This window comes from Pseudomonas khorasanensis (genome assembly GCF_014268505.2).
Classification (GTDB): Bacteria; Pseudomonadota; Gammaproteobacteria; order Pseudomonadales; family Pseudomonadaceae; genus Aquipseudomonas; species Aquipseudomonas khorasanensis.
Genome location: NZ_JABWQP020000012.1, coordinates 84,104 through 105,022 on the forward strand (window position 1 = coordinate 84,104; position 20,919 = coordinate 105,022).

The following is a 20,919-nucleotide window of genomic DNA, read 5'->3' on the forward strand; positions in this document are numbered from 1 at the left end:
CAGCAATTCACCACCGGGTCTGTAAGGCTGCTGAAAGCAAGGCTCTCTATATTCAGCAGCCGCAGCAGACGGATAACCGGGACCACCCGGAGACACGCCTGATGAGCGAGCTTTTTTACAACGCCGTGCCGAACGCGACCCGCGTGGCACCGCCCCTGCCCGAACCTCGGCAATACCCCAGCGAGAAACCGTCGCGGGTCTACCTGTTCGGCACGTGTGTGGTCGACCTGTTCTACCCCGAGGCCGGGATGGACGCGATCCATTTGCTGGAGCGCGAAGGGATTCGGGTCGAGTACCCGCAGGGGCAGAGTTGCTGCGGCCAGCCCGCCTACACCTCGGGTTACACCGAGCAGGCACGGACGGTAGCGCGTTCGCAACTGGCGCTGTTCGCCGGGGATTATCCGGTCGTGGTGCCGTCGGGTTCCTGCGCCGGCATGCTGCGCGAGCATTACGCCGACTTGTTCAAGGACGAGCCGCAGACGTTGAAACAGGTCCGGGCCCTCGCGGCTCGCACCTATGAACTGGCCGAATTCCTGCTGTTTGTCTGCAAGGTGCAGCTCAAGGACAGCGGTGAACCGGTCAAAGTCGCGCTGCACACCTCGTGTTCGGCGCGTCGCGAGATGAACACCCACCTGCACGGGCGCGAGTTGCTGGCGCAGTTGAGCAATGTGGAACGGGTCAACCATGACCACGAAAGCGAATGCTGTGGCTTTGGCGGGACATTCAGCGTCCGTATGCCAGACATTTCCGGGGCGATGGTGGCTGACAAGACCCGCGCGCTGAAGGAATCCGGCGCGCACAAGGTACTGAGTGCCGACTGTGGCTGTTTGATAAACATCAACGGTGCGCTGGAAAAACAGAAGGAAGCGTTGCGCGGCCAACACCTGGCCAGCTTCCTCTGGCAGCGGACCGGAGGTGCGAAATGAGCACCTCAGTGATAATTCCTACGGTTGCCGTAGAAGAAGACTTTCGCACCCGGGCGCACAAAGCCTTGGGTGATCAGCAGTTGCGAAACAACTTCCGCACTGCGATGGATTCACTGATGACCAAGCGGGCAGCGGCTTTCAGCGATGCCCACGAAAGAGAACACTTGCGCGCACTGGGCAACTCGATCAAGGCCCGCGCGCTCTCCAAGTTGCCCGACCTGCTCGAGCAACTGGAACAGAACCTGACCCGCAACGGTGTGACAGTGCACTGGGCGGAAACGGTGGACGAGGCCAATGGCATCGTCCTCTCGATCATCCGCGCTCACGAGGCGCGGCAAGTGATCAAGGGCAAATCGATGGTCAGCGAAGAGATGGAGATGAACCATTTCCTCGAGGCTCGGGACATTGAATGTCTGGAGTCCGACATGGGGGAGTACATCGTCCAGCTCGACCACGAGAAGCCTTCACACATCATTATGCCGGCGATCCACAAGAATGCCGGTCAGGTCGCGTCCTTGTTCCACGACAAACTTGGCGTGGAATACACCAAGGACGTTGACCAACTCATTCAGATCGGTCGCAGGGTCCTGCGGCAGAAATTCTTCGAAGCGGACATCGGCGTCTCCGGCGTCAACTTCGCCGTGGCCGAAACCGGCACCCTGCTGCTGGTGGAAAACGAAGGCAACGGCCGCATGACCACCACCGTGCCGCCCGTGCACATCGCCGTCACCGGCATCGAAAAAGTCGTGGAAAACCTGCGTGACGTGGTGCCGCTGCTGTCCCTCCTCACCCGCTCGGCGCTGGGCATTCCGATCACCACCTACGTCAATATGATTTCCGGCCCGCGCAAAGACCACGAACTCGATGGGCCGCAGGAAGTGCATTTGGTGTTGCTCGACAACGGACGCAGCCAGGCTTTCGCCGACAGCGAATTGCGCCAGACGCTGAATTGCATCCGCTGCGGCGCCTGCATGAATCATTGTCCGGTCTACACCCGCGTCGGTGGCCACACGTATGGCGAAGGCTATCCAGGCCCGATCGGCAAAATCATCACCCCGCACATGGTCGGCCTGGCGAAAGTGCCCGATCACCCGAGCGCGTCTTCGCTGTGCGGTGCCTGCGGTGAAGTTTGTCCGGTAAAAATTCCCATCCCGGCCATCCTGCGGCGTCTGCGCGAAGAGAACGTCAAGGCTCCCGACAGCCCACATCAAGTGATGCGCGGCCAGGGCAGTAAATATTCGCGCAAGGAACGCTTCATCTGGAACGCCTGGGCGAAGCTCAACAGCTCGCCAACGCTGTATCGGCTGTTCGCCTTTTTCGCCACACGCCTGCGTGCGCTGACGCCAAGTAACGTTGGCCCATGGACGCAAAACCACAGCGCACCGAAACCCGCCGCGCGCTCGTTGCATGACATGGCCCGCGAGCATCTGGCCAAACAGGGAGAGCGTCGATGAGCGCCAAACAAAATATCCTCGGCAAACTACGGAAAAGCCTGACAGGCACCACGCCGATTGCCGACGACTTCGACGTCGATCTGGTGACCCAGCCCTACACCTACAGCGCCGAACAACGCATCCCGCAATTGCGCAAACTGATGGAAGCGGTGCACACCGAAATCCACCTGACCTCAGGCGCAGAATGGCCGATGCTGCTTGCCCAATTGTTGCGAGATCGTCAGTTGCCGAGTCTGTTGATCGCACCGACCACGCCTCATGGGCAACGCATCGCACAGCACTGGGCGAACAATCCCGGTCTGCCGGCGCTGAAATCCTACGACCGCCCGATGGAAGAATGGAAAGCCGAACTGTTCAACGACACCCCGGCCAGCCTCACCGGCACCCTCGGCGCCATCGCCGCCACCGGCAGCCTGATTATCTGGCCCACCCGCGAAGAACCGCGTTTGATGAGCCTGGTGCCACCGGTGCATTTCGCCCTGCTCAAGGCCAGCGAAATCCGCGACAACTTCTATCAGGTGCAGCAGGAATTTGAATGGGCGCAAGGCATGCCGACCAACGCGCTGCTGGTCTCCGGCCCGTCGAAAACCGCCGATATCGAACAGGTTCTTGCCTATGGCGCTCACGGCCCGAAAGATCTGGTGGTCCTGATTCTGGAGGATCAATGAGTCTTCCTGTCGCTTTCCTGCGCGATGCCGAGCAACTGATCCCGGCCAACCGGCGCTTTGACGATCCGCTGTCGACCCTGGCCTTCGGTACCGACGCCAGTTTCTATCGTCTCATTCCGAAACTGGTGATCCGCGTCGAGTCCGAAGATGAAGTGGTGGCACTGCTGAAACTGGCCCAGCGCGACAACGTGCCGGTGACCTTCCGCGCTGCTGGCACCAGCCTGTCCGGGCAGGCGATCAGCGACTCCGTGTTGATTGTGCTGGGGGATAACTGGAACGCCCGCGAGATTCGCGGCCAAGGCATGCAAATCCGCCTGCAACCGGGGGTAATCGGCGCGCAGGCCAACGCCTGGCTGGCACCGTTCGGCCGCAAGATCGGCCCCGACCCGGCTTCAATCAACGCCTGCAAAATTGGCGGCATTGTCGCCAACAACGCCAGCGGCATGTGCTGCGGCACCGCGCAAAACACTTACCACACGCTGGCCGGGATTCGTCTGGTGCTGGCCGATGGCACGCGACTCGATACCGAAGACCCCGCCAGCGTCGCGGCCTTTCGCGCCAGCCACGGCGATCTGCTCGAACGTCTGGCGACATTGGGCCGCGAGACCCGCGCCAATGCCGAACTGGCCGCGCGAATTCGCCACAAATACCGTCTGAAAAATACCACCGGCCTGTCGCTCAATGCCTTGGTGGATTTCGACGAGCCGGTGGATATCTTGAGCCACCTGCTGGTCGGCTCCGAAGGCACGCTCGGCTTTATCAGCGCGGTGACTTACAACACCGTGATCGATCATCCGAACAAGGCGTCGGCGCTGATCGTTTTCCCGGATGTGGAAACCTGCTGCAACGCGGTCACCGTGCTGAAAACCCAACCAGTCTCGGCGGTGGAGTTGCTGGATCGACGCAGTTTGCGCTCGGTGCAGGACAAACCGGGGATGCCCGCTTTCGTACAACAACTGTCGAATAATGCGTGCGCGCTGCTCATCGAATCCCGCGCTGCGTCATCGACCTTGTTACAGGAACAACTGGCGCAAGTCATGGCGTCGCTCAGCGGATTCCCGGTGGAGAAGCAAGTGGACTTCACTGAGGACCCTGTGGAAAACGCCCGACTCTGGGCCATCCGCAAGGACACCTTCCCCGCCGTCGGCGCCGTGCGTAAAACCGGCACGACGGTGATCATCGAAGACGTCACTTTTCCCGTTGAACAACTGGCCATCGGCGTCAATCGCCTGATTGAGCTGTTCGACAAACATGCCTACGACGAAGCGATCCTTTTCGGACACGCGCTGGAAGGCAATCTGCACTTCGTCTTCACCCAAGGCTTCAACAGCCCGGAAGAAGTCGCACGCTATCAAGCGTTCATGGACGACGTCGCACAGTTGGTTGCGGTTGAATTCGGCGGTTCCTTGAAAGCCGAACACGGCACGGGGCGCAACATGGCGCCGTTCGTGGAACTTGAATGGGGCAGCGACGCTTACCAGTTGATGTGGCAGCTCAAACGCTTGCTCGACCCGAGCGGCATTCTCAACCCGGACGTGGTGCTCAGTGAGGATAAGCAAATCCACCTCAAACACCTGAAACCGCTGCCTGCGGCCGACGAGATTGTGGATAAGTGCATCGAATGCGGTTTCTGCGAACCGGTGTGCCCGTCAAAGGGCCTGACCCTGAGCCCGCGCCAGCGCATCGTGATCTGGCGCGATATTCAGTCGAAAAAACGCGCTGGCATCGACACCACTGAACTGGAAAACGCCTTCGACTATCAAGGCATCGACACCTGCGCCGCGACCGGTTTGTGTGCACAACGTTGCCCTGTAGGCATCAACACCGGCGAGCTGGTTAAAAAGCTGCGCGGCCGACACGCCACGCACCAGAAAACCGCAGACTGGATTGAAGGAAATTTCGCCAAGACCCTGCAAGGCGCGCGCCTCGCCCTGCATGTCGCCAACGGTGCACGAATGATGCTCGGGGCACCGCGCCTGACGAAGCTGTCGGCGACCCTGACGCGCTTGTCCAAAGGCCAGGTGCCGCAGTGGACCAACGCCATGCCCCAACCGGAAAAGGCCATTCGTTTCAGTCCGAGCCTGTCGGACGAGCGTCCGCGCGTGGTTTATCTGGCCGCTTGCGTGTCGCGGGTCATGGGCCCGGCGGCGGGCGACAAAGAACAAATGTCGCTGTACGACAAAACCCGTGGCCTGCTGGAAAAGGCCGGTTACCAGGTAGTCTTTCCCGACAACCAGGACAACCTCTGCTGCGGTCAGCCGTTCGCCTCCAAGGGTTACGCCGAGCAAGCCGAGCACAAGCGCCAGGAACTGATCAGCGCCCTGCTCCACGCCAGTCGCGGCGGGCTCGATCCGATCTACTGCGACACCAGCCCGTGTACGTTGCGGCTGGTTCAGGACATCGGCGAAACGCGACTGGATCTGTACGATCCGGTGCGCTTCATTCGTACGCATCTGATGGATCGCCTCGATTTCACACCACAGGACGCGCCGATTGCCGTGCACGTGACGTGCAGCACTCAGCATTTGGGCGAAAGCCAGGCGTTGATCGATCTGGCGCGCAGATGCAGCAAAACCGTGGTGATTCCAGAGGGGATTCATTGCTGCGGATTTGCCGGCGACAAGGGCTTTACCACCCCGGAGCTGAACAGCCATTCACTGCGCACGCTCAAAGAGGCAGTGCAGCATTGCAGCGAAGGGGTTTCCACCAGCCGCACGTGCGAAATCGGCCTGACCCAGCACGGCGGGATCGACTATCACGGCCTGGTCTATCTAGTGGATCGGGTGACACGCGCGAAAACGGCCTGAAGAAAAAATAGAACCCTTGAGCGAGACGGTAGTCCACAGATCAGGCCCCGACCAATCGGGGCTTTTCCTCCATTCGGTGGCTCGCCCTGCGGTCAGCGAAGCCTGGATCCCTCAGTTCAAGGAGATACACATGAAGCGTTCTGTACTGTTAGGTCTGTTCGTTACTGCCTCGATGATGGCCTCCACTTCGTTCGCCGCTGACAAGCCTGCTGACTTGTGTGATGCCAACATACAAACCATCAACAACGCCAAGACTGACCTCCAGTCGTCGCCGGAACTCGCCGGTCGGGTCGAAGCCAGCGTAAGCAGGGCACAGGCCTTGAAGGCACAAGGCAAGATCGACGATTGCGTGGCGGAAACCCAGCAGACCATCCTGGAAATCCGCAAAACTTCCGACGGAACGAACAAGTGATCAGTAACCCGGCCAACCTGCGGGTTGGCCTCGTCGGCTGATTGGCGTACACTGTGCACGCTTGTTGCCCGAACAGATTTACCGGGCAATGAGTTCGGGGCCGTTTAGGATTCGACGCCGGTTGCGAAACTTTAGGTGCATGCCGACTTGGTAACAGAAGTCGTAAATCCACTGTTGCAACTACTTATAGTTGCCAATGACGAAAACTACGGCCAGGAATTCGCTCTCGCTGCGTAAGCAGCCTTAGCCCTGAGCTTCTGGTACCTTCGGGTCCAGCAATCACCAGGGGATGTCTGTAAACCCAAAGTGATTGTCATATAGAACAGAATCGCCGTGCAGTACGTTGTGGACGAAGCGGCTAAAACTTACACAACTCGCCCAAAGCACCCTGCCCGTCGGGTCGCTGAGGGTTAACTTAATAGACACGGCTACGCATGTAGTACCGACAGCGGAGTACTGGCGGACGGGGGTTCAAATCCCCCCGGCTCCACCACTTCATCATCTAAAGACGTCCACGGACGTCTTTTTTTGTGCCTGAAATCCAGCAAACACGCGGCTTCCAGCGCTTTTGCGGTTTTTTGAGATTTTTTGAGTTCCAGCCATTCGGGTATTCCAAACGGTATTCCAGGCCATCCGGTGCTAATCTTTGGAATACCAAATCAGAGCCTGAGGAAAAATCTCATGCCTGCTCAAACCCTCCGCCTCTCCGATCGGCAGCTCAAGGGAGTCAAACCCGCGTCCAAGGATTATGTCCTCACCGACGGTGACGGCTTACAGCTCCGTGTACGCAGCAATGGCTCTCTGCTGTGGAATTTCAATTACCGTGAACCGGTGACCAAGAACCGTATCAACATGGGCTTGGGCACCTACCCCGAACTGTCACTGGCAAACGCCCGAAAGATGGCGGTCGAAGCACGCGAGCTGCTCGCCCAAGGCATCGATCCGAAGGTGCAGCGCGATACGCTGAGCGAGGCCAAGCGCGCAGAAACGGAACACACCTTCGAGAACGTGGCCACCGCCTGGTTCGAGCTTAAGAAAGACTCGGTCACGCCGGCCTACGCCGAGGACATTTGGCGGTCGCTCACGCTGCATTTATTTCCAGACCTGAAAACAACGTAACGCTATACACGACACCCTCTCGAGAAATGGTATGACTACAGAGCTGACGGAAGAAGAGATGCGTCGGGCGCTATTCGGTGAGCCAGAGCCCCCCGCATCAATAATCGACAACCACGGGCAAGACACTGCAACGGAAATCGTGGTCGCGGAGCCGACAAAGGTAGTGAAGAAAAAGAAACTATCAAAAGCCTTTACTCCCAGGTTGAGAGTCACACTAAGGGTGGGGAATGAATTCGAAGGCAAGATGCACGAGATCATACATGAAGCCGATACGCTCAGTTCCCTGGTTGCAGAGCAAGAAGCTACAAAGATAGCCAAGAAAAAATTCAGGTTTGGGGAAGTTATTTCGGTTAAGTCAATGTAAGCGGGCACGTTAACTTCTTAAGCCCTTTAATCTCAGCGGCACCCGGTCGACTAGTCCGTGTGAAGTGAGACCTTAAACTCGACTACGTAGCCAGTCACAGGCTTCAAAGCTAACTGTCAATCCAACGCTTCAAGGCATAACTAAACACCAGCCATCACCTACAGGCCTCGATTTGCGACGGGCAGAAACCGGCCGAATTCGATAAGTCAGTGTCTCCGAAAAAAGGGGCGATTCAGCATTAGTATCATGGTCATACTAAAATTAAGAAGACCTCATAATTCCATCTCGTAAACTAGAAGCGTGCGCGGCAATGAAAGGTGGGGGGAGCGCATTTCCTATCATTAACGCGATTGACTCTTTTCCATGCGAAATATCGAATCGATAGTCAATCGGGAAGCCTTGGAGAACTGCTGCCTCACGTAAAGTGATAGTGCGGTTCAGTGACGGGTGTAAAAATCTACCTTTCGATGGGTTGAAGCAACCACTCGTGATAGTTGGTGAGACCTCGTCCCAAGACATGCGCCCGTAAACATCAAAAAAGCCGTTGGCCTTTTTATGGCATTCTAATTGGAACTCGATAGGCAGATCTTTACGGCTTCCTCCATTCTTTGGAATCCTCTTGATGATATCCATCACCTTTTCCGAGCGGCGCTCTGGAATGGCGTGCAGCAGATCTTTAGTATTCGACCTGGCGCCGATGCCTGATATGGCTTGTCGAACCGTCACACGTTGCGAGTTTTTCTCGGCAATAGCCGGCTGATGCACTCGTGACGCCAGAAGAATCAGCCGTTTGCGGCGCTGTGGAACGCTATAGTCGGCGGCGTCCAGAACTTGAACAACGTAGGAATAGCCAAGCTCTGCAATCGAACTGCAGAGGTCGTTAAAGCGAGAGTCTGCAGCAAGCGCTGGGACGTTCTCCATCATGATGCTTTTTGGAAGCATTTCTTTAACGAAGCGCAGGAAATCGTTCACCAAATCATTGCGAGCGTCGAAGACCGAAGCTCCTTTGTTTTTTGTTCGTAATCGAGAGAAACCTTGGCATGGCGGGCATCCAGCTAGTAGATCGAGCTGCCCTTTTTCAAGACCTGTAGCTGACATGACCTCAGAGACGTCAAGCTTGCGTATATCCTCGGAGAACAGCTTTACCTCCGGATGATTCAGTGAGTACGTCGCTTGAGCTTTACCATCTATTTCCACCGCTCCGAGCACATGAAAGCCCGCTTGATGCAAGCCAACGCTCAAACCTCCGCAACCGCTGAATAGGTCAAGCGCAGTGAGTCTCCGATTTTCAGTGGTAGCTAGCGTCATAAATTCACAGTATTACGTGGTTCAAGGTCAAGGTAAGGACGGTTGAGAGGCCTACGCAGCAGCGTCTAGCCAACGTCTCAAGGTGGTTCGTATTACCGTCAGGTCGGCATTATCATCCGGCAGCTGCCCTAATAGATACCTTGCAACGCCAATTGAGCCCTCAGGGGACTGATTAATGCCAATTTTTTTGCGAAGTACGCGCTTGAACTCGTCGGAGCTGCTGAGTCCTCGTCGCTCATCATCATTCAGTATTATCGCGTCAGGGCATTTTTGGGGCAAGAACGCCAAACGCTCACGGATCCAGCGTAGATAATCCAGATGTTTTTGTATTTTATCCGCCGCCTTTCCTGACGCGTCATTCCCTCCATTGAGTGCAAAATTTGGTTTGGAGCCTACTTCCTCTTTTATTATTCCCTCTAGTTGCGCATAGTCATTCGGTGAGAGGGCATCTGGATCCGTAAAAGTTGCAACTTTCTGCTGGTCACCATCGAGTAAAACGTAACAGTCAGTTTCTGCTGTCATATGCGTCGGAATCTGATTTGCAAGAATTCCTTGAGCACCTCCTGGTGCTACAACAATTTCGAGAGCACTTCGTTCGCCAGCATCGAACCCCTCTACGGCACGCTCTACGGTCGCCTTAGCTAAGATATCTTCTACATATATGCGCTTTTTATTCGGCGCGGGCTTTCCTAAACGGTTGAGAGCTATAAAAGGAGAGCACTCATTTAATATGCGAGACTTACCCTCTCCATTGTCCTCGAAAACCTTAATAGCAGTATTGGGCAATCCTTGAAGGAATTCCATTGAGTGCGTGGAAATTACTATCTGTAGATGCTTTTTCTTTATCTGCGTTAAAAGAAAGAGTAACAACTCACGTTGAGCCCCAGGATGGAGAGATGTCTCAGGCTCATCGAGCAAAACCAAAGCATACTTCGGTGCCTTAATAATGCTTACTACCAAACTTACTATCGCGACTTCTCCGCTACCTGCAAATGCCTCGGAGTATTTAAATCCTCGGTCGAATATGACGCTCACATCCCCACCTTTCTGCTCTGGATACAGCGAATGCTTGATGTATTGAGCAGAGATGTATGTGCGACCGAGGATCTGCGAAACATGTTTCAGCTCTTCTGGTAAGAGCTGGCGGTTTTCAAATACACGCTCTGGCCCACCACCAAGCAACCAACTTGAAGCTTGCCGATCCACAACGCTTTTCAGCCTTTTAGCGCCGGTTCGCATCTCCGCGTGTTTAGCTGCGAGCTGATCACTATCTTTACCAAAATTAAACGTTCTATCGAAGGCGCCAATAACAACCTTCATGTTTTTGTAAACCACAGTGCGCTCGACAGCGTTCCATCGGTCTTTGTCTTTTCGAGCATATAGCTCTTTAGGAATTACCTGCATGCTGTCGCCTTTGGTTGCTTTTGTAGGCTCCCAATACTCATAGTCCCTTAGGCGGCTATACACCCTTGCTTTACGTGTTTCTACCGATCCATTGAAAGAGGTATTCCAATGTCCATATATATATCTTGGTGGGTCTTTAACTATGGTTTTAATAGGGTCGAGTGCAGTTGCGAACCAAAACTTTGCAGTACTTTCTCCTTCTGGCATGCCGTGCAGAGCATGTAATATTGAGCTTTTGCCAATTCCGTTAGCACCTACTAGTGCTGTAAAAGGGAAAGAAAAGTCAATTCTTGCATTGCGCTCTAGGCCCTTGAAGTTTGGAAATCTTGCATGTGTTATATAGTTGAGAAGAGGCACTCCAGGAGAAAATTTTTTAAGCTCAGCTACAATTTTTTTTATGGAGTCTTCCGTCATTGGAGGCTTTCTCTCGAACCTGTGTATTTTTAATTTCTAGTAATTTTAGTGATCAGCATTTCTTGTGTCAATTGGTGAGGCTGCTTTCGCCCTCTTACCAATACCCTCCTAAATTGCGTAGAATACGCCACCCAATTTAAGAGGTTTTTTAAATACCCGATTAAGATACTGTGATGTCGTATATGCGAGCTTCTCCCACTCCGGCAGAAAAACGCGCCTCATCGAATTTTGTTGGACTCAAATACCATGCCTGTGCGACCTTTCGCCGAGCGCTAAGGATCGCTGCTGCAACAGCTTGGATTTTCGACCCCGTTAAGCCTATTTCTATGTTTGCCCCAGCTGTACCGTATATATCAAGATAGCGGGCATCTAGATACTCCATCATCTCTTTTAGATCGTGACCTGGAACTCTTGTGACTTTAGAGTTTTGGAAGTTCTGGCAAACGAACTCAGCCGCATAGTTGGCGACTCTTGCTCGCGGTTCGTCACCCGTTGGAGCTATAACCTCGACATAATCAAATTCACGCTGATCGAGAAGGGATGAAAGTCGTTCGTGTTTAGCGGAAGCAAATGCTAAAAGAGCTCTACTTCTGGATAAGTCGACATCTTCGTCTAGCAGTTTCACATCTTTATACGGTCCTTCTTCACCTTTTAATACTTGGCCGAGACTTTCGAGTAATGCGATTGGGTCTTTAGCTTTCTCGGCGGTAAAGATACTTTCTAGATCGGCTTGTAGCGGATAATGCTGTTCAGCGGACATATGGCAGACTAGTACCCTTCCCTTTTCCTGAAGTTCACGCCTTATCGCGGAAAAAATTAATGGTTTTGATAGCCCAGATATATCGATCAGCGCTAGACCAGAAAACCGTGGTAAAGCTAGCATAGCTGTTCGGTATTCAGTTTCGGAAACTTCTAGTCCGGCGGCCTCCCAAGCGCTTTTTATCGCGGCCGCGTGGCCTGCATGGTCGTATCGAATCGTATGTACAAGTCCACTTTTAACATTTGCCGCTAACAACTCATTTGATGCGAGGGTACGATCCTCGAAACCCAGCCCCACCAAAGTCCCGCCTATCTCCATCCCGGAAAGAGCCGATACATCGATCGCTGCTACATTCACATCTATCGGCTTGGCCGCAAATCCGCCTGATGGCGGCATATTTGGTTCATTTTGGCCCAATTCGACTCCCTCTTGAAAAAGGCTAGCTTGATAATTCGATTCTGCTGGGGTTGACTCGACGACAGGTTGAATAGAAACAGGCGATGTAGTCGCTCTGTCTAGCCCACTGTCTACTTCATTCTTAATTTGATTACGTAATAGAATGTCTTTATCAGGGTTTTCGAGCCAGTCCCCAAGATCTTCTCCGGAAAGTTCAAAACGGTCTCTATCAGCAAGGCCAATAAAGGCAGCCAAACCATAAATTTTTCTATAGCTAAGCTTAAATTGCTGCATCGGATTTGAATCTTTCGTTTTGGAACGAGGGGCGCCGCCGGCATAAACGAATACGCCAGCGTCTATTAACTCCCTAAGTTGATCGATTTGCTGTCTAAGGCTTTCTTGATTATCCGTGGTGACTCGAACATATAACGATGAGTACTGGCGTAATCTTGGTGTCGCCTGGTTGTTCTTAACTGCTTCTCTATAAGATCGCGTCAACAGATCATGCGCCGCTTGCGCAAATGCCAAAGCATGATTTTTATAATAGCCGCCACGTCTATTGAGGTCGTACAGACGCCGCGAGCTTATGGCTTGGAAGCAATCTGCTTGTAAGGCCTCCGATATAGGAAGTGTCATTCGCGTTCTATTAGTTGATGCACGTTTGATAATCTCTTCATAGAGCTTAATGACATCCCCTATGTCTCCTACACATACGCTTGTTAAACACGAAAGTCCTCGATATGCTTGTTTTTTCTCTTTGGAAGTAGAACTTGACGAGGCAATCTCTTTGGCGACCTGTTCGAGTGGAACGTCACCTAATAAGTCTCTAGGGCTATACTTAGGATGTGATATATGAAAGTTCGCCCGCTGCTGCAATATTTTCTCGACAAAATCTTCTCCGCGGCCTTTGCCGCTAGAATTAATTGTGTCGTAAACGTCTGCACCAAGATCAAATACCGCTAAATCTCGATCTACCCTGATAGGATGAATGCGACCTGGAGAACGAAGACCTAGCTCGATCGTTTGCCATTCTGAAGTAAATTTAAACGCGCACGCCGGACTTTGAAATAGCAATGCTGACAATATCTCGTCAATGCGCTCCAGCTCAAGATAGCGTGTTGACACGTCATCTAATAAGAAGAATATAGAAGAGTTGGCTGTTACTGTAGCGCAACTTTTAAACTGCTCCGCCAAGTGCTGGAAAACATCTGCTGGTGACTGTTTCACCAAAAAGTCAGTGCTACCCCTAGATGTCATTACTGCGATTCGTTCAAGCCGCCGTTCCAAGTCATCAATTGAAGATGCCTCTTTTAATGAATCAGCACCCTCTAAAAAGTCAGCTACAGCGGATGATAGCTTGGTATGTGCATTCGGCAGGACGATTTGTGCACTTAAGTCACGCAGGTGCATCAATGCCCTTGCTGCTTGGAGTGCGTAGTATACAAAAAGTCTTGTCAGCCGATGCTCTAATTTGGCTGTTGACTGTCTAAGATCCAGTAGGCGCTGAGCCGATACAAAAAGCCCAAAAAATCCATCTTCCTTGATTCTTTCTATGGCTTTTGTTGCGTCTTCATTCTTCCCAACGGATGCTCGGGCATGAATGTCCAATGCCCTGAGAAGCATTGTTTTACCGCAACCACGCATACCCGTTATTATCTGAGGCCCCGGTTTGGTAACCTCTGATAACCATCGCCCTTCTGGATCAACCAATAGTTGCGGAACATCCCACGATACAAGAGTTTGCGCATTATAGTGATCGCCGAATCCTTTCAGTTTGAATGGTGCGCTCCATGGCTTCCATGGTTGTGCAGCGCGAGAGAAGGCATCTTCTATCTGACTTATCAGATCATTCGGATTAGGTTGGCGTAAATTTTGAGCGTCGGACAGTAAGCTGTGGATTATCCCTTGAAGTGCTAACGCAGTACGATAATCACGATCTTCTAATTCCGTAGGATTAACCAATAGTTTATGTAATAGGCCGTCGACATGCTCTGCAATAAAGAGCAAGTCCCCGTGACGACCATTACCACTTTTGCTCGCGTCCGATATACTTCCAAGGTCTATCGCTTTTACTCTAATGGAGTCGTCTATTGCATTCTGCCTACGTGCTGTAGGAGCGAGTTCTTCGACAATTAAATTTTCTGCGTGAAGATCGTTATGGTTTAGCTCGTTAGTCTCGAATTCCGCCCTGATCCGTAGTAGGTCTATCGCGATCTGACAAATCGTTGCCGCGGTGGGTATTTTGGCTCCATCCAAGTAATCTCGAAGCAGGTCGCCATTAACAAAATCCAATACTGTTACGTGACATAGTAGTTTTGTGCCATCGGAAAAAACTATTTCCTCGTCAAATCTATCATCAATCCCAACTACGTGTTCGGCAGCTTCAGCGAGACGCGCATGAAGCTGCGTTTCCTCATCAAAAGAAGTTTTGTTGAAAAAAGTATAAAAATCTACCGGTGCGATTTTAAGTACAAATTTTCGTTTGAATGGACCTCTTTCTGCGACGAATGCTGCACCGTAGAACCCTCTTCCAAGGTCGCGAGTCACCACGTAATCACGGATCTGAGATGGACGAGAGCTCAGAGGGAAGCCATATGGGCGGTTACAATGCTTGCATAGGTCTTCCAGCTTTTTTTCTGAGTAATCTTTCTCAGGGCAAAAGAAACAACAATACTTACTCATCCAGCGCTACTCCTTCACCGCTGATACCAAAAGGCATCGATGATGTTTTGCAAATCCCTAATCTCAGCTCTTGGATTATGGCTTGCGTATTTTATTGGTCAGCAATACGGATTGTTGCCAACGCTTGTCCTTTTTTAACCCACTCGCCGGGTCTTTTTATCAAAATAACGCCAGAGGGATCTGGGAAGAGATTTTCTTTATTCTCGACGCGTGCTTGAAAGGCAATTAGAGCTTTTCTAATTCGATCTAATGAAATGGTGAAAAAACCATCCTCTTCTGCCGTAATCTGTTGGGCATGTAAGAAGCGAGTCTCAGCTATTTTTGTTTTGAACGACTTAACTGATCCGCCTTGAGCTTTGATATTATCAAAGAAGCGCGTTTCGAGTTCGGAGCTTCCGACGTTCGCTATTTTTTCGTGGAGGGAGGAAGGCGCTGCCGACATAGCTAACAACTTACATTGTTCAACATGTTCTGACAGCCAAATAGAACTTGAACCTTGAAACACTTCTGACAAGGCCAACAATGCTTCACTTCGGCCTATATAAGGTTGATAGGGGAATCGTGCATCAGTCAATACAGGAAAAGCTTTAATATTACATAACTGAGCAGCGTTAATGAAAAGATTGGCGTTCTCTTTCGCTGTAGTCCATGACGACCCAAAATTTCCGTGAGGCGCAACCCTGACGTCTAAGCCTGCTCTTACAACTCCTACTGCGATTTTTTTTGCAAGCAGACTTGCAACGACCAATGTCGGAACTTGTAGCGCTCCATAGAGTTTTCGTAGCGAAAACAATCTAGCATCGAGTGGAGCGTACCTGCCGGCATCCAAAAAATGGGCATAGCCATTCTTGTCCATTACATCGTGCAGTTCTTCGGTCGTGAGCTCAGTCTTATAACCACTGATTTGTGCCAAGCAGTCGACACCTCCCGCTGGGCGCCCTGGCACCGCTAATTTCGGCACGAGAAGACCTGCTGCTCGTAAGTACAGGGGGCATAGAAGGGTACTGAGGGATGACGGGCCTCCGGTTGACGCGACATCAGCGGTCTGTTGGAGGCGAGAGCAGAACGTTAATCCGGAACTGGATAGCGTTTTGGCTAGCTGTGCTGCGACCTCAACGTCCGAAAAAGCATCGTGTTTGATTTCCAGCAGAAATCGTGTGATCTCATCGTCGGTGGACCTAATGTTTATCATCAGTGCCCTACATCCATGTTCAGTTTCGGTGATCGTAACGAAGGACACGGGACTAGATATTCTGCGAAGCCGTGTCTACGGGTATCCGGATACTGCCGTTTTGTAGGGTCAACGACAATGCCTAGATCTTAGTAAAGGGCAAAAAATTCTCTTTTTTACCTTCATTGATGTAGTGGGAAGATGTCCCGAGGCCGAATTTGTACCGATGTCTTTACAGTCCGTCTGAAGGCTGTCAACAGTGTTGGCAAGTCTTTCTAACCGGCAGTTTGTCGATGATCCTTCTGGTTATCGCCGTGACGGGATTTGTCGGGACCATTCTAATCAGCGCTTTCCCGAAAACCATCATGTACTGCGCTTGGCCTGCGTTCCACTCTTGATGGCCGTCATTGCATTTTCCTTGATCGTCCTTGACGGCGGAATCTTGGCAGCTTTAGTACTGCTTGGACTGAGGGACCTGATTGCGACGGCGCAACCTATGGGGCGGTGGTCGTGGTTGGCCAAGGCTTTGCCCAACAATGCTGAAACTGGTGGCGGTCCGATGGTGGCAGTCATTAGCTATCCATTGCGTTGAGTTCTACCCTCAGCGGACTGCTTTTCGACGGGATCGGCTATCGCATAAGATTTCTCAAAAGTTTTATCCTGCTGGTACTCGCCGCAGTGACGACCTTTTGCACATAGCAAAACCGGTTTAATAGAAAATTTGAGCAACGTGGGCAACTGCATGCAACTTGTCAGAGGCATTTGATCGAAAGCCCGCCATTGGCCGGTTTCTACCATTCACCACCTGCAGCCTCTTATCAAGACTAACCTGCGTTCTAAGAGCGGCAGGAAGATCGCCCCAGACCGTAGATGAGAAGCAAGGCCGAAAATCGATTGCCAGCGACGTGCCAGAGCATAGATATGCTCGTTGGGTATTCCAACTGGTATTCCAATGAGAATAAATAAATATATTTAGCGATAATAAACAAGAGGATAGGAGTTCAGTTCAGATTACCCCGGCCCACCAACTCTCAACAACAAAGCCCGCCAAGTGCGGACTTCGTCACATCCGCCCCTCGGAAAACCGCAACACCCGATTCCCTAACCACACCCCTCATACCCATCGACAACCGGCGGGCCACCAAGCACCACCCAACACCGCCCCAAAAAACCCCAAAGATAGCCAAACCACATCCACCCATTTACCATCCCGCGGCTGGCTGGATGCCTCGCAGAGAAAACCGGTTCGCACGTGGAATACTCAACCTGCACAAGGAAGGCGACAAAACATGAGTTTCATCGAAACAATTCAATCCAAGGAAGTCGATATCTACATATCGCTTTTCTTCACCATCCTCGGCCTGGTGCTGGGGGCGATTCTGGACCGGATATTGAAGGGTGATTCACCACAATCCGCCAATCAGCCGGGCCATTCTGTAAACCTGACCTTCAACACGGTGGTAAATCCACCGCCGGGCGTGAACGCCGCTAGTACAAGCCAGGATATGACTCCGTTCATCTGCATGCTGATGGTGGTTGCCGGGCTCATTTATCTGTTTTTCAGGGTTGAAATACTCAACCTGCTTTCCTGGATCACGCTGTTCACTATTTCACTGTGGGCTGGAGGAACGCTGCATAGCCTTTACCGGGGCTTCTTCGCGGGCAGTCAGTGGGTCGTTGCGCTGTTTTGTTCCTTGGCATTCTGTGTGGCCGCCACCTTCCTCACCGACGAAGCCTTTACGCCGACTCTGGCGCCGCAGGACTTTCAATACAGCCAGCAGATCATCAACGAGCAGGGCCTGACCGGCATAAAACAGCACTTTGGCGTGCAAGGCATGCAGTGGTTTTTTCCGCACTTGGCAGGCGTAATGCTGTTTATCTATGCCAGCCTTCGCATGATGCTTTTTTCAACCTACTTCATCGTTGCGGGTGCTCATGCCAATAACAATGGCACTCACGAACCCTGGCTTTCCAGAAAAACCCGCAAGTACGCCAATCTGCGAAAAAACATCATCTTCATGCCGATATTGCTGGTTCTTGCGTACCTGCTCGCCTCGGGTCTTGCGTTCGACTGGTTCATCCACACGATGCCAAATCAGGTCAATGCGTTGATGAATACGGTGCTGTATGGGCGCTGATAATTCATTACCTGCTGAAGAAAGACTGTCGAGACGCCTGTTAAACAGGTTAAATCGAGATGAATTTTTCTTCACTGCGCCCTGCCCGGCCAGCCTGTAAAGTCCACTCGCTCATTCAAGAAACTACGGTTCGCCCGCGCTCCTAGCGGGCTTTTTTTCGTCTGCGATCCAGCGCACCTTGCCGCCCCCTACCAATTGCGCGACTCTGCCAGCAGATCCGTCGCCAAGGAGCGCTCGATGCCGTTGTTATCCCTGCCCTGCCCGCGCCTGACATTGGCCATCCTCGCTCCCGATCAGGCCGAACTCGAGAGTGCGTTCTACCAGCGCAACCGGCGCCATCTCGCGCCTTGGTCGCCGATCCGCACGACCGATTACTTTTCCACCGATAACATCCGCCGCCGCCTTGAGATTCAGGCCAGCGCCTTCGAAGCGGGCCTGGCGATGCATTTCGCGTTGTTGACGCCGGACGGGCAGCAGATGATTGGCGCGTGCAATTTCAGCGGGATTATTCGCGGGGCGTTTCAGGCGTGTTATCTGGGTTATCACATTGACGAAGCCCATCAGGGCCAAGGCTTGATGCAGGAGGCGCTGGAGGCCGGGATTGGTTACATGTTCGATACGCAGAATCTGCACCGGATCATGGCCAATTACATTCCCGGCAATGAGCGCAGCGCGCGCTTGCTTGAGCGTTTGGGCTTTGAGCACGAGGGGTATGCGAAGGCGTATCTGAGCATTGCCGGGCGCTGGCAGGACCATGTGCTGACGGCGCTGGTCAATTCTGGATTCGAGGCGCCGGAGAAACGTTGGTCGCGGCGCCTCGGCTGAGGTAGTACCAAATCCACCCGACAAAAACCTTTCAGCTCTCGGATTTGCGGCCGATACAGACCTGCTAACACCCCTGCTGGCTCAAAAAAACAACAATCTTCCAGCCTAACTGACGACCAAGAAACCCAACGTTTCTGGAGGATTTGCATGAATAGCTGGTTCGGTAACATCAGCGTAAACCTGAAACTCGGCCTGGGCTTCGGCCTCGTGCTGGCCCTGACCTGCATTCTGGCGCTGACTGGCTGGACCAGCCTCGGCGGCCTGATCGACCGCAGCAACTGGATGAGCGACATCACTCAGCTCAACGCCGGCCTGACCAAACTGCGCGTGGTGCGCCTGCAATACATGCTGACCAACGGCGACGAAACCGCCGCGCAGAATGTGCAGACCACCCTTGAAAGCTTCGCCGCTCAGCAGCAGGCGCTGATCAGCAAATTCAAAAGCCCGGAAAACGTCAAACTGCTCAAGCAACAGGCAGCGACCATTGCCGAGTACCAGACGTCGCTGAACAAAATGCGCAACGCCTACCGCACCGGCAACAGCGCTCGCGACACCATGAGCGCCAACGCCCAGACCGCGTACAACCTGATCGAATCGATCAGCCAGCGCGTGCAGCAACAGGACTTGAGCGATCAGCGCTTCGAACAGTTCCAGGCCATCACTGCCGCCAAGGAAGCGTTCATCCTCGCGCGCTATGAAGTGCGTGGTTACACCGCCACCACCAACGCCGAAACCGAACAGAGAGCCGTCGGTCAGATCGACGCGTCCATTGCCAGCCTCAAGTCCTTGAACGTGCATTTCGCTGCGACTCAACAGGATGCCTTGCGCCAATTGGAAACCGCGCTGACCAGCTACCGCAGCGCGTTGATGGCGTACAAAAACGCCAACACCGATGCCGTGCAGGCGCGTAAGGAAATGACTGATCAGGGCACCACCATCGTCGCCCTGAGCGAGCAGCTGTACCAGATCCAGCTTGATCGCCGTGACGTCGAAAGCGCCCAGGCACGCACCTTCCAGTTGATCAGCACCTTGCTGGCGCTGCTGGTGGGCGTGATCGCTGCCGTGATCATCACCCGTCAGATCACCCGCCCACTGCAAGAAACCCTGGCCGTGGTCGAGCGCATCGCCAGCGGCGACCTGACCCAGAATGTCACTGTCACCCGTCGCGACGAACTCGGCGTGCTGCAACAAGGCATCGCCCGCATGGGCGTGACCCTGCGTGAGCTGATCAGCGGCATTCGCGATGGCGTCACCCAGATCGCCAGCGCTGCCGAAGAACTGTCGGCCGTGACCGAGCAGACCAGCGCCGGTGTGAACAGCCAGAAAATCGAGACCGATCAGGTCGCCACTGCCATGCACGAAATGACCGCCACCGTGCAGGAAGTTGCGCGCAACGCCGAAGAAGCTTCGCAAGCCGCCGCCGCTGCGGACGGCGAAGCCCGTGAAGGCGACAAGGTTGTGAATGAGGCCATCGCGCAGATTGAGCGTCTGGCCAGCGAAGTGGTGCGTTCGACCGAAGCGATGAGCGTGCTGCAACAGGAAAGCGACAAGATTGGCAGCGTCATGGACGTGATCAAGGCGGTTGCCGAACAGACCAACTTGCTCGCGCTCAACGCTGCGATCGAAGCGGCGCGTGCCGGTGAAGCCGGGCGTGGTTTCGCCGTGGTTGCAGACGAAGTCCGTGGCCTGGCTCAGCGTACGCAGAAATCTACCGAAGAAATCGAAGGTCTGGTCGCCGGTCTGCAGAACGGCACCCAGCAAGTTTCGGCGGTGATGAACAACAGCCGCGCGCTGACCGACAGCAGCGTCGCGCTGACGCGCAAGGCCGGTGTATCGCTGGAAAACATCACCCGCACCGTGTCGAACATCCAGTCGATGAACCAGCAGATCGCCGCCGCTGCCGAACAGCAGAGCGCCGTGGCCGAAGAGATCAGCCGCAGCATCATCAACGTGCGCGACGTGTCGGAACAGACCGCAGCGGCCAGTGACGAGACCGCAGCGTCGAGCGTTGAGCTGGCGCGTCTGGGCGGCCAGTTGCAGCAGATGGTGAGCCACTTCCGCGTTTGATGTT

General features: G+C 53.4%; 14 protein-coding genes, 1 other RNA gene and 2 pseudogenes. 13 read left to right on the top strand and 4 right to left on the bottom strand.

Features of this window, described 5'->3' with window-relative positions:
* Nucleotides 1-101 precede the first annotated feature (101 nt).
* From HU727_RS21110 to HU727_RS21145, 8 genes and pseudogenes are all read left to right on the top strand, one after another.
* Nucleotides 102-926: a (Fe-S)-binding protein gene (locus tag HU727_RS21110; protein WP_186533604.1), complete on the top strand. Its 825-nt coding sequence runs from the start codon at nt 102-104 to the stop codon at nt 924-926.
* Nucleotides 923-2,380: a LutB/LldF family L-lactate oxidation iron-sulfur protein gene (locus HU727_RS21115; protein WP_186533603.1), complete on the top strand. Its 1,458-nt coding sequence runs from the start codon at nt 923-925 to the stop codon at nt 2,378-2,380. Before HU727_RS21110 ends, HU727_RS21115 begins: the two co-directional genes overlap by 4 nt.
* Entirely contained in the window at nt 2,377-3,048 is a 672-nt protein-coding gene (locus tag HU727_RS21120) for a LutC/YkgG family protein (RefSeq protein WP_186533602.1), read from the top strand. The genes HU727_RS21115 and HU727_RS21120 overlap by 4 nt, the downstream gene beginning before the upstream one ends.
* Complete coding sequence (locus HU727_RS21125; RefSeq protein ID WP_186533601.1) at nt 3,045-5,855, top strand: FAD-binding and (Fe-S)-binding domain-containing protein; 2,811 nt, start codon at nt 3,045-3,047, stop codon at nt 5,853-5,855. The genes HU727_RS21120 and HU727_RS21125 overlap by 4 nt, the downstream gene beginning before the upstream one ends.
* A 130-nt stretch (nt 5,856-5,985) precedes the next feature.
* Nucleotides 5,986-6,267 (top strand): PA2433 domain-containing protein, encoded by a 282-nt coding sequence (locus HU727_RS21130; protein ID WP_186533600.1) that lies wholly within the window; start codon nt 5,986-5,988, stop codon nt 6,265-6,267.
* A 96-nt stretch (nt 6,268-6,363) separates the two neighbouring features.
* Nucleotides 6,364-6,760: a transfer-messenger RNA gene (gene ssrA, locus HU727_RS21135) on the top strand.
* 188 nt (nt 6,761-6,948) lie between these two features.
* Nucleotides 6,949-7,383: pseudogene (locus HU727_RS21140) on the top strand (integrase arm-type DNA-binding domain-containing protein); the annotation flags it as partial.
* A gap of 34 nt (nt 7,384-7,417) precedes the next feature.
* On the top strand, nt 7,418-7,750 hold the full coding sequence (locus HU727_RS21145) for a hypothetical protein (RefSeq protein ID WP_186533599.1): 333 nt from the start codon (nt 7,418-7,420) through the stop codon (nt 7,748-7,750).
* 261 nt (nt 7,751-8,011) lie between these two features.
* Here the strand turns inward: HU727_RS21145 and HU727_RS21150 are convergent, their stop codons facing one another.
* The 4 genes from HU727_RS21150 to HU727_RS21165 form a co-directional block, all read right to left on the bottom strand.
* Complete coding sequence (locus tag HU727_RS21150; protein ID WP_186533598.1) at nt 8,012-9,058, bottom strand: DNA cytosine methyltransferase; 1,047 nt, start codon at nt 9,056-9,058, stop codon at nt 8,012-8,014.
* A gap of 51 nt (nt 9,059-9,109) precedes the next feature.
* Complete coding sequence (locus tag HU727_RS21155; RefSeq protein ID WP_186533597.1) at nt 9,110-10,876, bottom strand: ATP-dependent nuclease; 1,767 nt, start codon at nt 10,874-10,876, stop codon at nt 9,110-9,112.
* 160 nt (nt 10,877-11,036) lie between these two features.
* Nucleotides 11,037-14,714 (bottom strand): ORC-CDC6 family AAA ATPase, encoded by a 3,678-nt coding sequence (locus tag HU727_RS21160; RefSeq protein WP_186533596.1) that lies wholly within the window; start codon nt 14,712-14,714, stop codon nt 11,037-11,039.
* Nucleotides 14,715-14,805: 91 nt separating this feature from the next.
* The gene (locus HU727_RS21165; RefSeq protein WP_186533595.1) at nt 14,806-15,627 is read right to left on the bottom strand and encodes a hypothetical protein; all 822 of its coding nucleotides are present in this window, start codon (nt 15,625-15,627) and stop codon (nt 14,806-14,808) included.
* Between the two features lie 517 nt (nt 15,628-16,144).
* Between HU727_RS21165 and HU727_RS21170 the strand changes: the two genes are divergently transcribed.
* The 5 genes and pseudogenes from HU727_RS21170 to HU727_RS26190 all read left to right on the top strand — a co-directional run bounded on the left by HU727_RS21170 (nt 16,145) and on the right by HU727_RS26190 (nt 20,915).
* Entirely contained in the window at nt 16,145-16,477 is a 333-nt protein-coding gene (locus tag HU727_RS21170) for an MFS transporter (protein WP_186533594.1), read from the top strand.
* A 697-nt stretch (nt 16,478-17,174) separates the two neighbouring features.
* Entirely contained in the window at nt 17,175-18,023 is an 849-nt protein-coding gene (locus HU727_RS21175) for a hypothetical protein (RefSeq protein ID WP_186533593.1), read from the top strand.
* A gap of 237 nt (nt 18,024-18,260) precedes the next feature.
* Nucleotides 18,261-18,848: a ribosomal protein S5-alanine N-acetyltransferase gene (gene rimJ / locus HU727_RS21180; protein ID WP_186533592.1), complete on the top strand. Its 588-nt coding sequence runs from the start codon at nt 18,261-18,263 to the stop codon at nt 18,846-18,848.
* 282 nt (nt 18,849-19,130) lie between these two features.
* Nucleotides 19,131-20,057, top strand: a pseudogene (locus HU727_RS26185) (methyl-accepting chemotaxis protein); the annotation flags it as partial.
* A 144-nt stretch (nt 20,058-20,201) separates the two neighbouring features.
* Complete coding sequence (locus HU727_RS26190) at nt 20,202-20,915, top strand: methyl-accepting chemotaxis protein (protein WP_376779089.1); 714 nt, start codon at nt 20,202-20,204, stop codon at nt 20,913-20,915.
* Nucleotides 20,916-20,919: the final 4 nt, after the last annotated feature.

Excerpts from the sequence above, each read along its gene's own strand:
- HU727_RS21175 (WP_186533593.1), top strand. The coding sequence starts at position 17,175 with ATGAGTTTCATCGAAACAATTCAATCCAAGGAAGTCGATATCTACATA.
- HU727_RS26190 (WP_376779089.1), top strand. The coding sequence starts at position 20,202 with ATGCACGAAATGACCGCCACCGTGCAGGAAGTTGCGCGCAACGCCGAA.
- HU727_RS21115 (WP_186533603.1), top strand. The coding sequence starts at position 923 with ATGAGCACCTCAGTGATAATTCCTACGGTTGCCGTAGAAGAAGACTTT.
- HU727_RS21150 (WP_186533598.1), bottom strand. The coding sequence starts at position 9,058 with ATGACGCTAGCTACCACTGAAAATCGGAGACTCACTGCGCTTGACCTA.
- HU727_RS21160 (WP_186533596.1), bottom strand. The coding sequence starts at position 14,714 with ATGAGTAAGTATTGTTGTTTCTTTTGCCCTGAGAAAGATTACTCAGAA.
- HU727_RS21155 (WP_186533597.1), bottom strand. The coding sequence starts at position 10,876 with ATGACGGAAGACTCCATAAAAAAAATTGTAGCTGAGCTTAAAAAATTT.
- HU727_RS21110 (WP_186533604.1), top strand. The coding sequence starts at position 102 with ATGAGCGAGCTTTTTTACAACGCCGTGCCGAACGCGACCCGCGTGGCA.
- rimJ (WP_186533592.1), top strand. The coding sequence starts at position 18,261 with ATGCCGTTGTTATCCCTGCCCTGCCCGCGCCTGACATTGGCCATCCTC.
- HU727_RS21145 (WP_186533599.1), top strand. The coding sequence starts at position 7,418 with ATGACTACAGAGCTGACGGAAGAAGAGATGCGTCGGGCGCTATTCGGT.
- HU727_RS21130 (WP_186533600.1), top strand. The coding sequence starts at position 5,986 with ATGAAGCGTTCTGTACTGTTAGGTCTGTTCGTTACTGCCTCGATGATG.
- HU727_RS21125 (WP_186533601.1), top strand. The coding sequence starts at position 3,045 with ATGAGTCTTCCTGTCGCTTTCCTGCGCGATGCCGAGCAACTGATCCCG.
- HU727_RS21120 (WP_186533602.1), top strand. The coding sequence starts at position 2,377 with ATGAGCGCCAAACAAAATATCCTCGGCAAACTACGGAAAAGCCTGACA.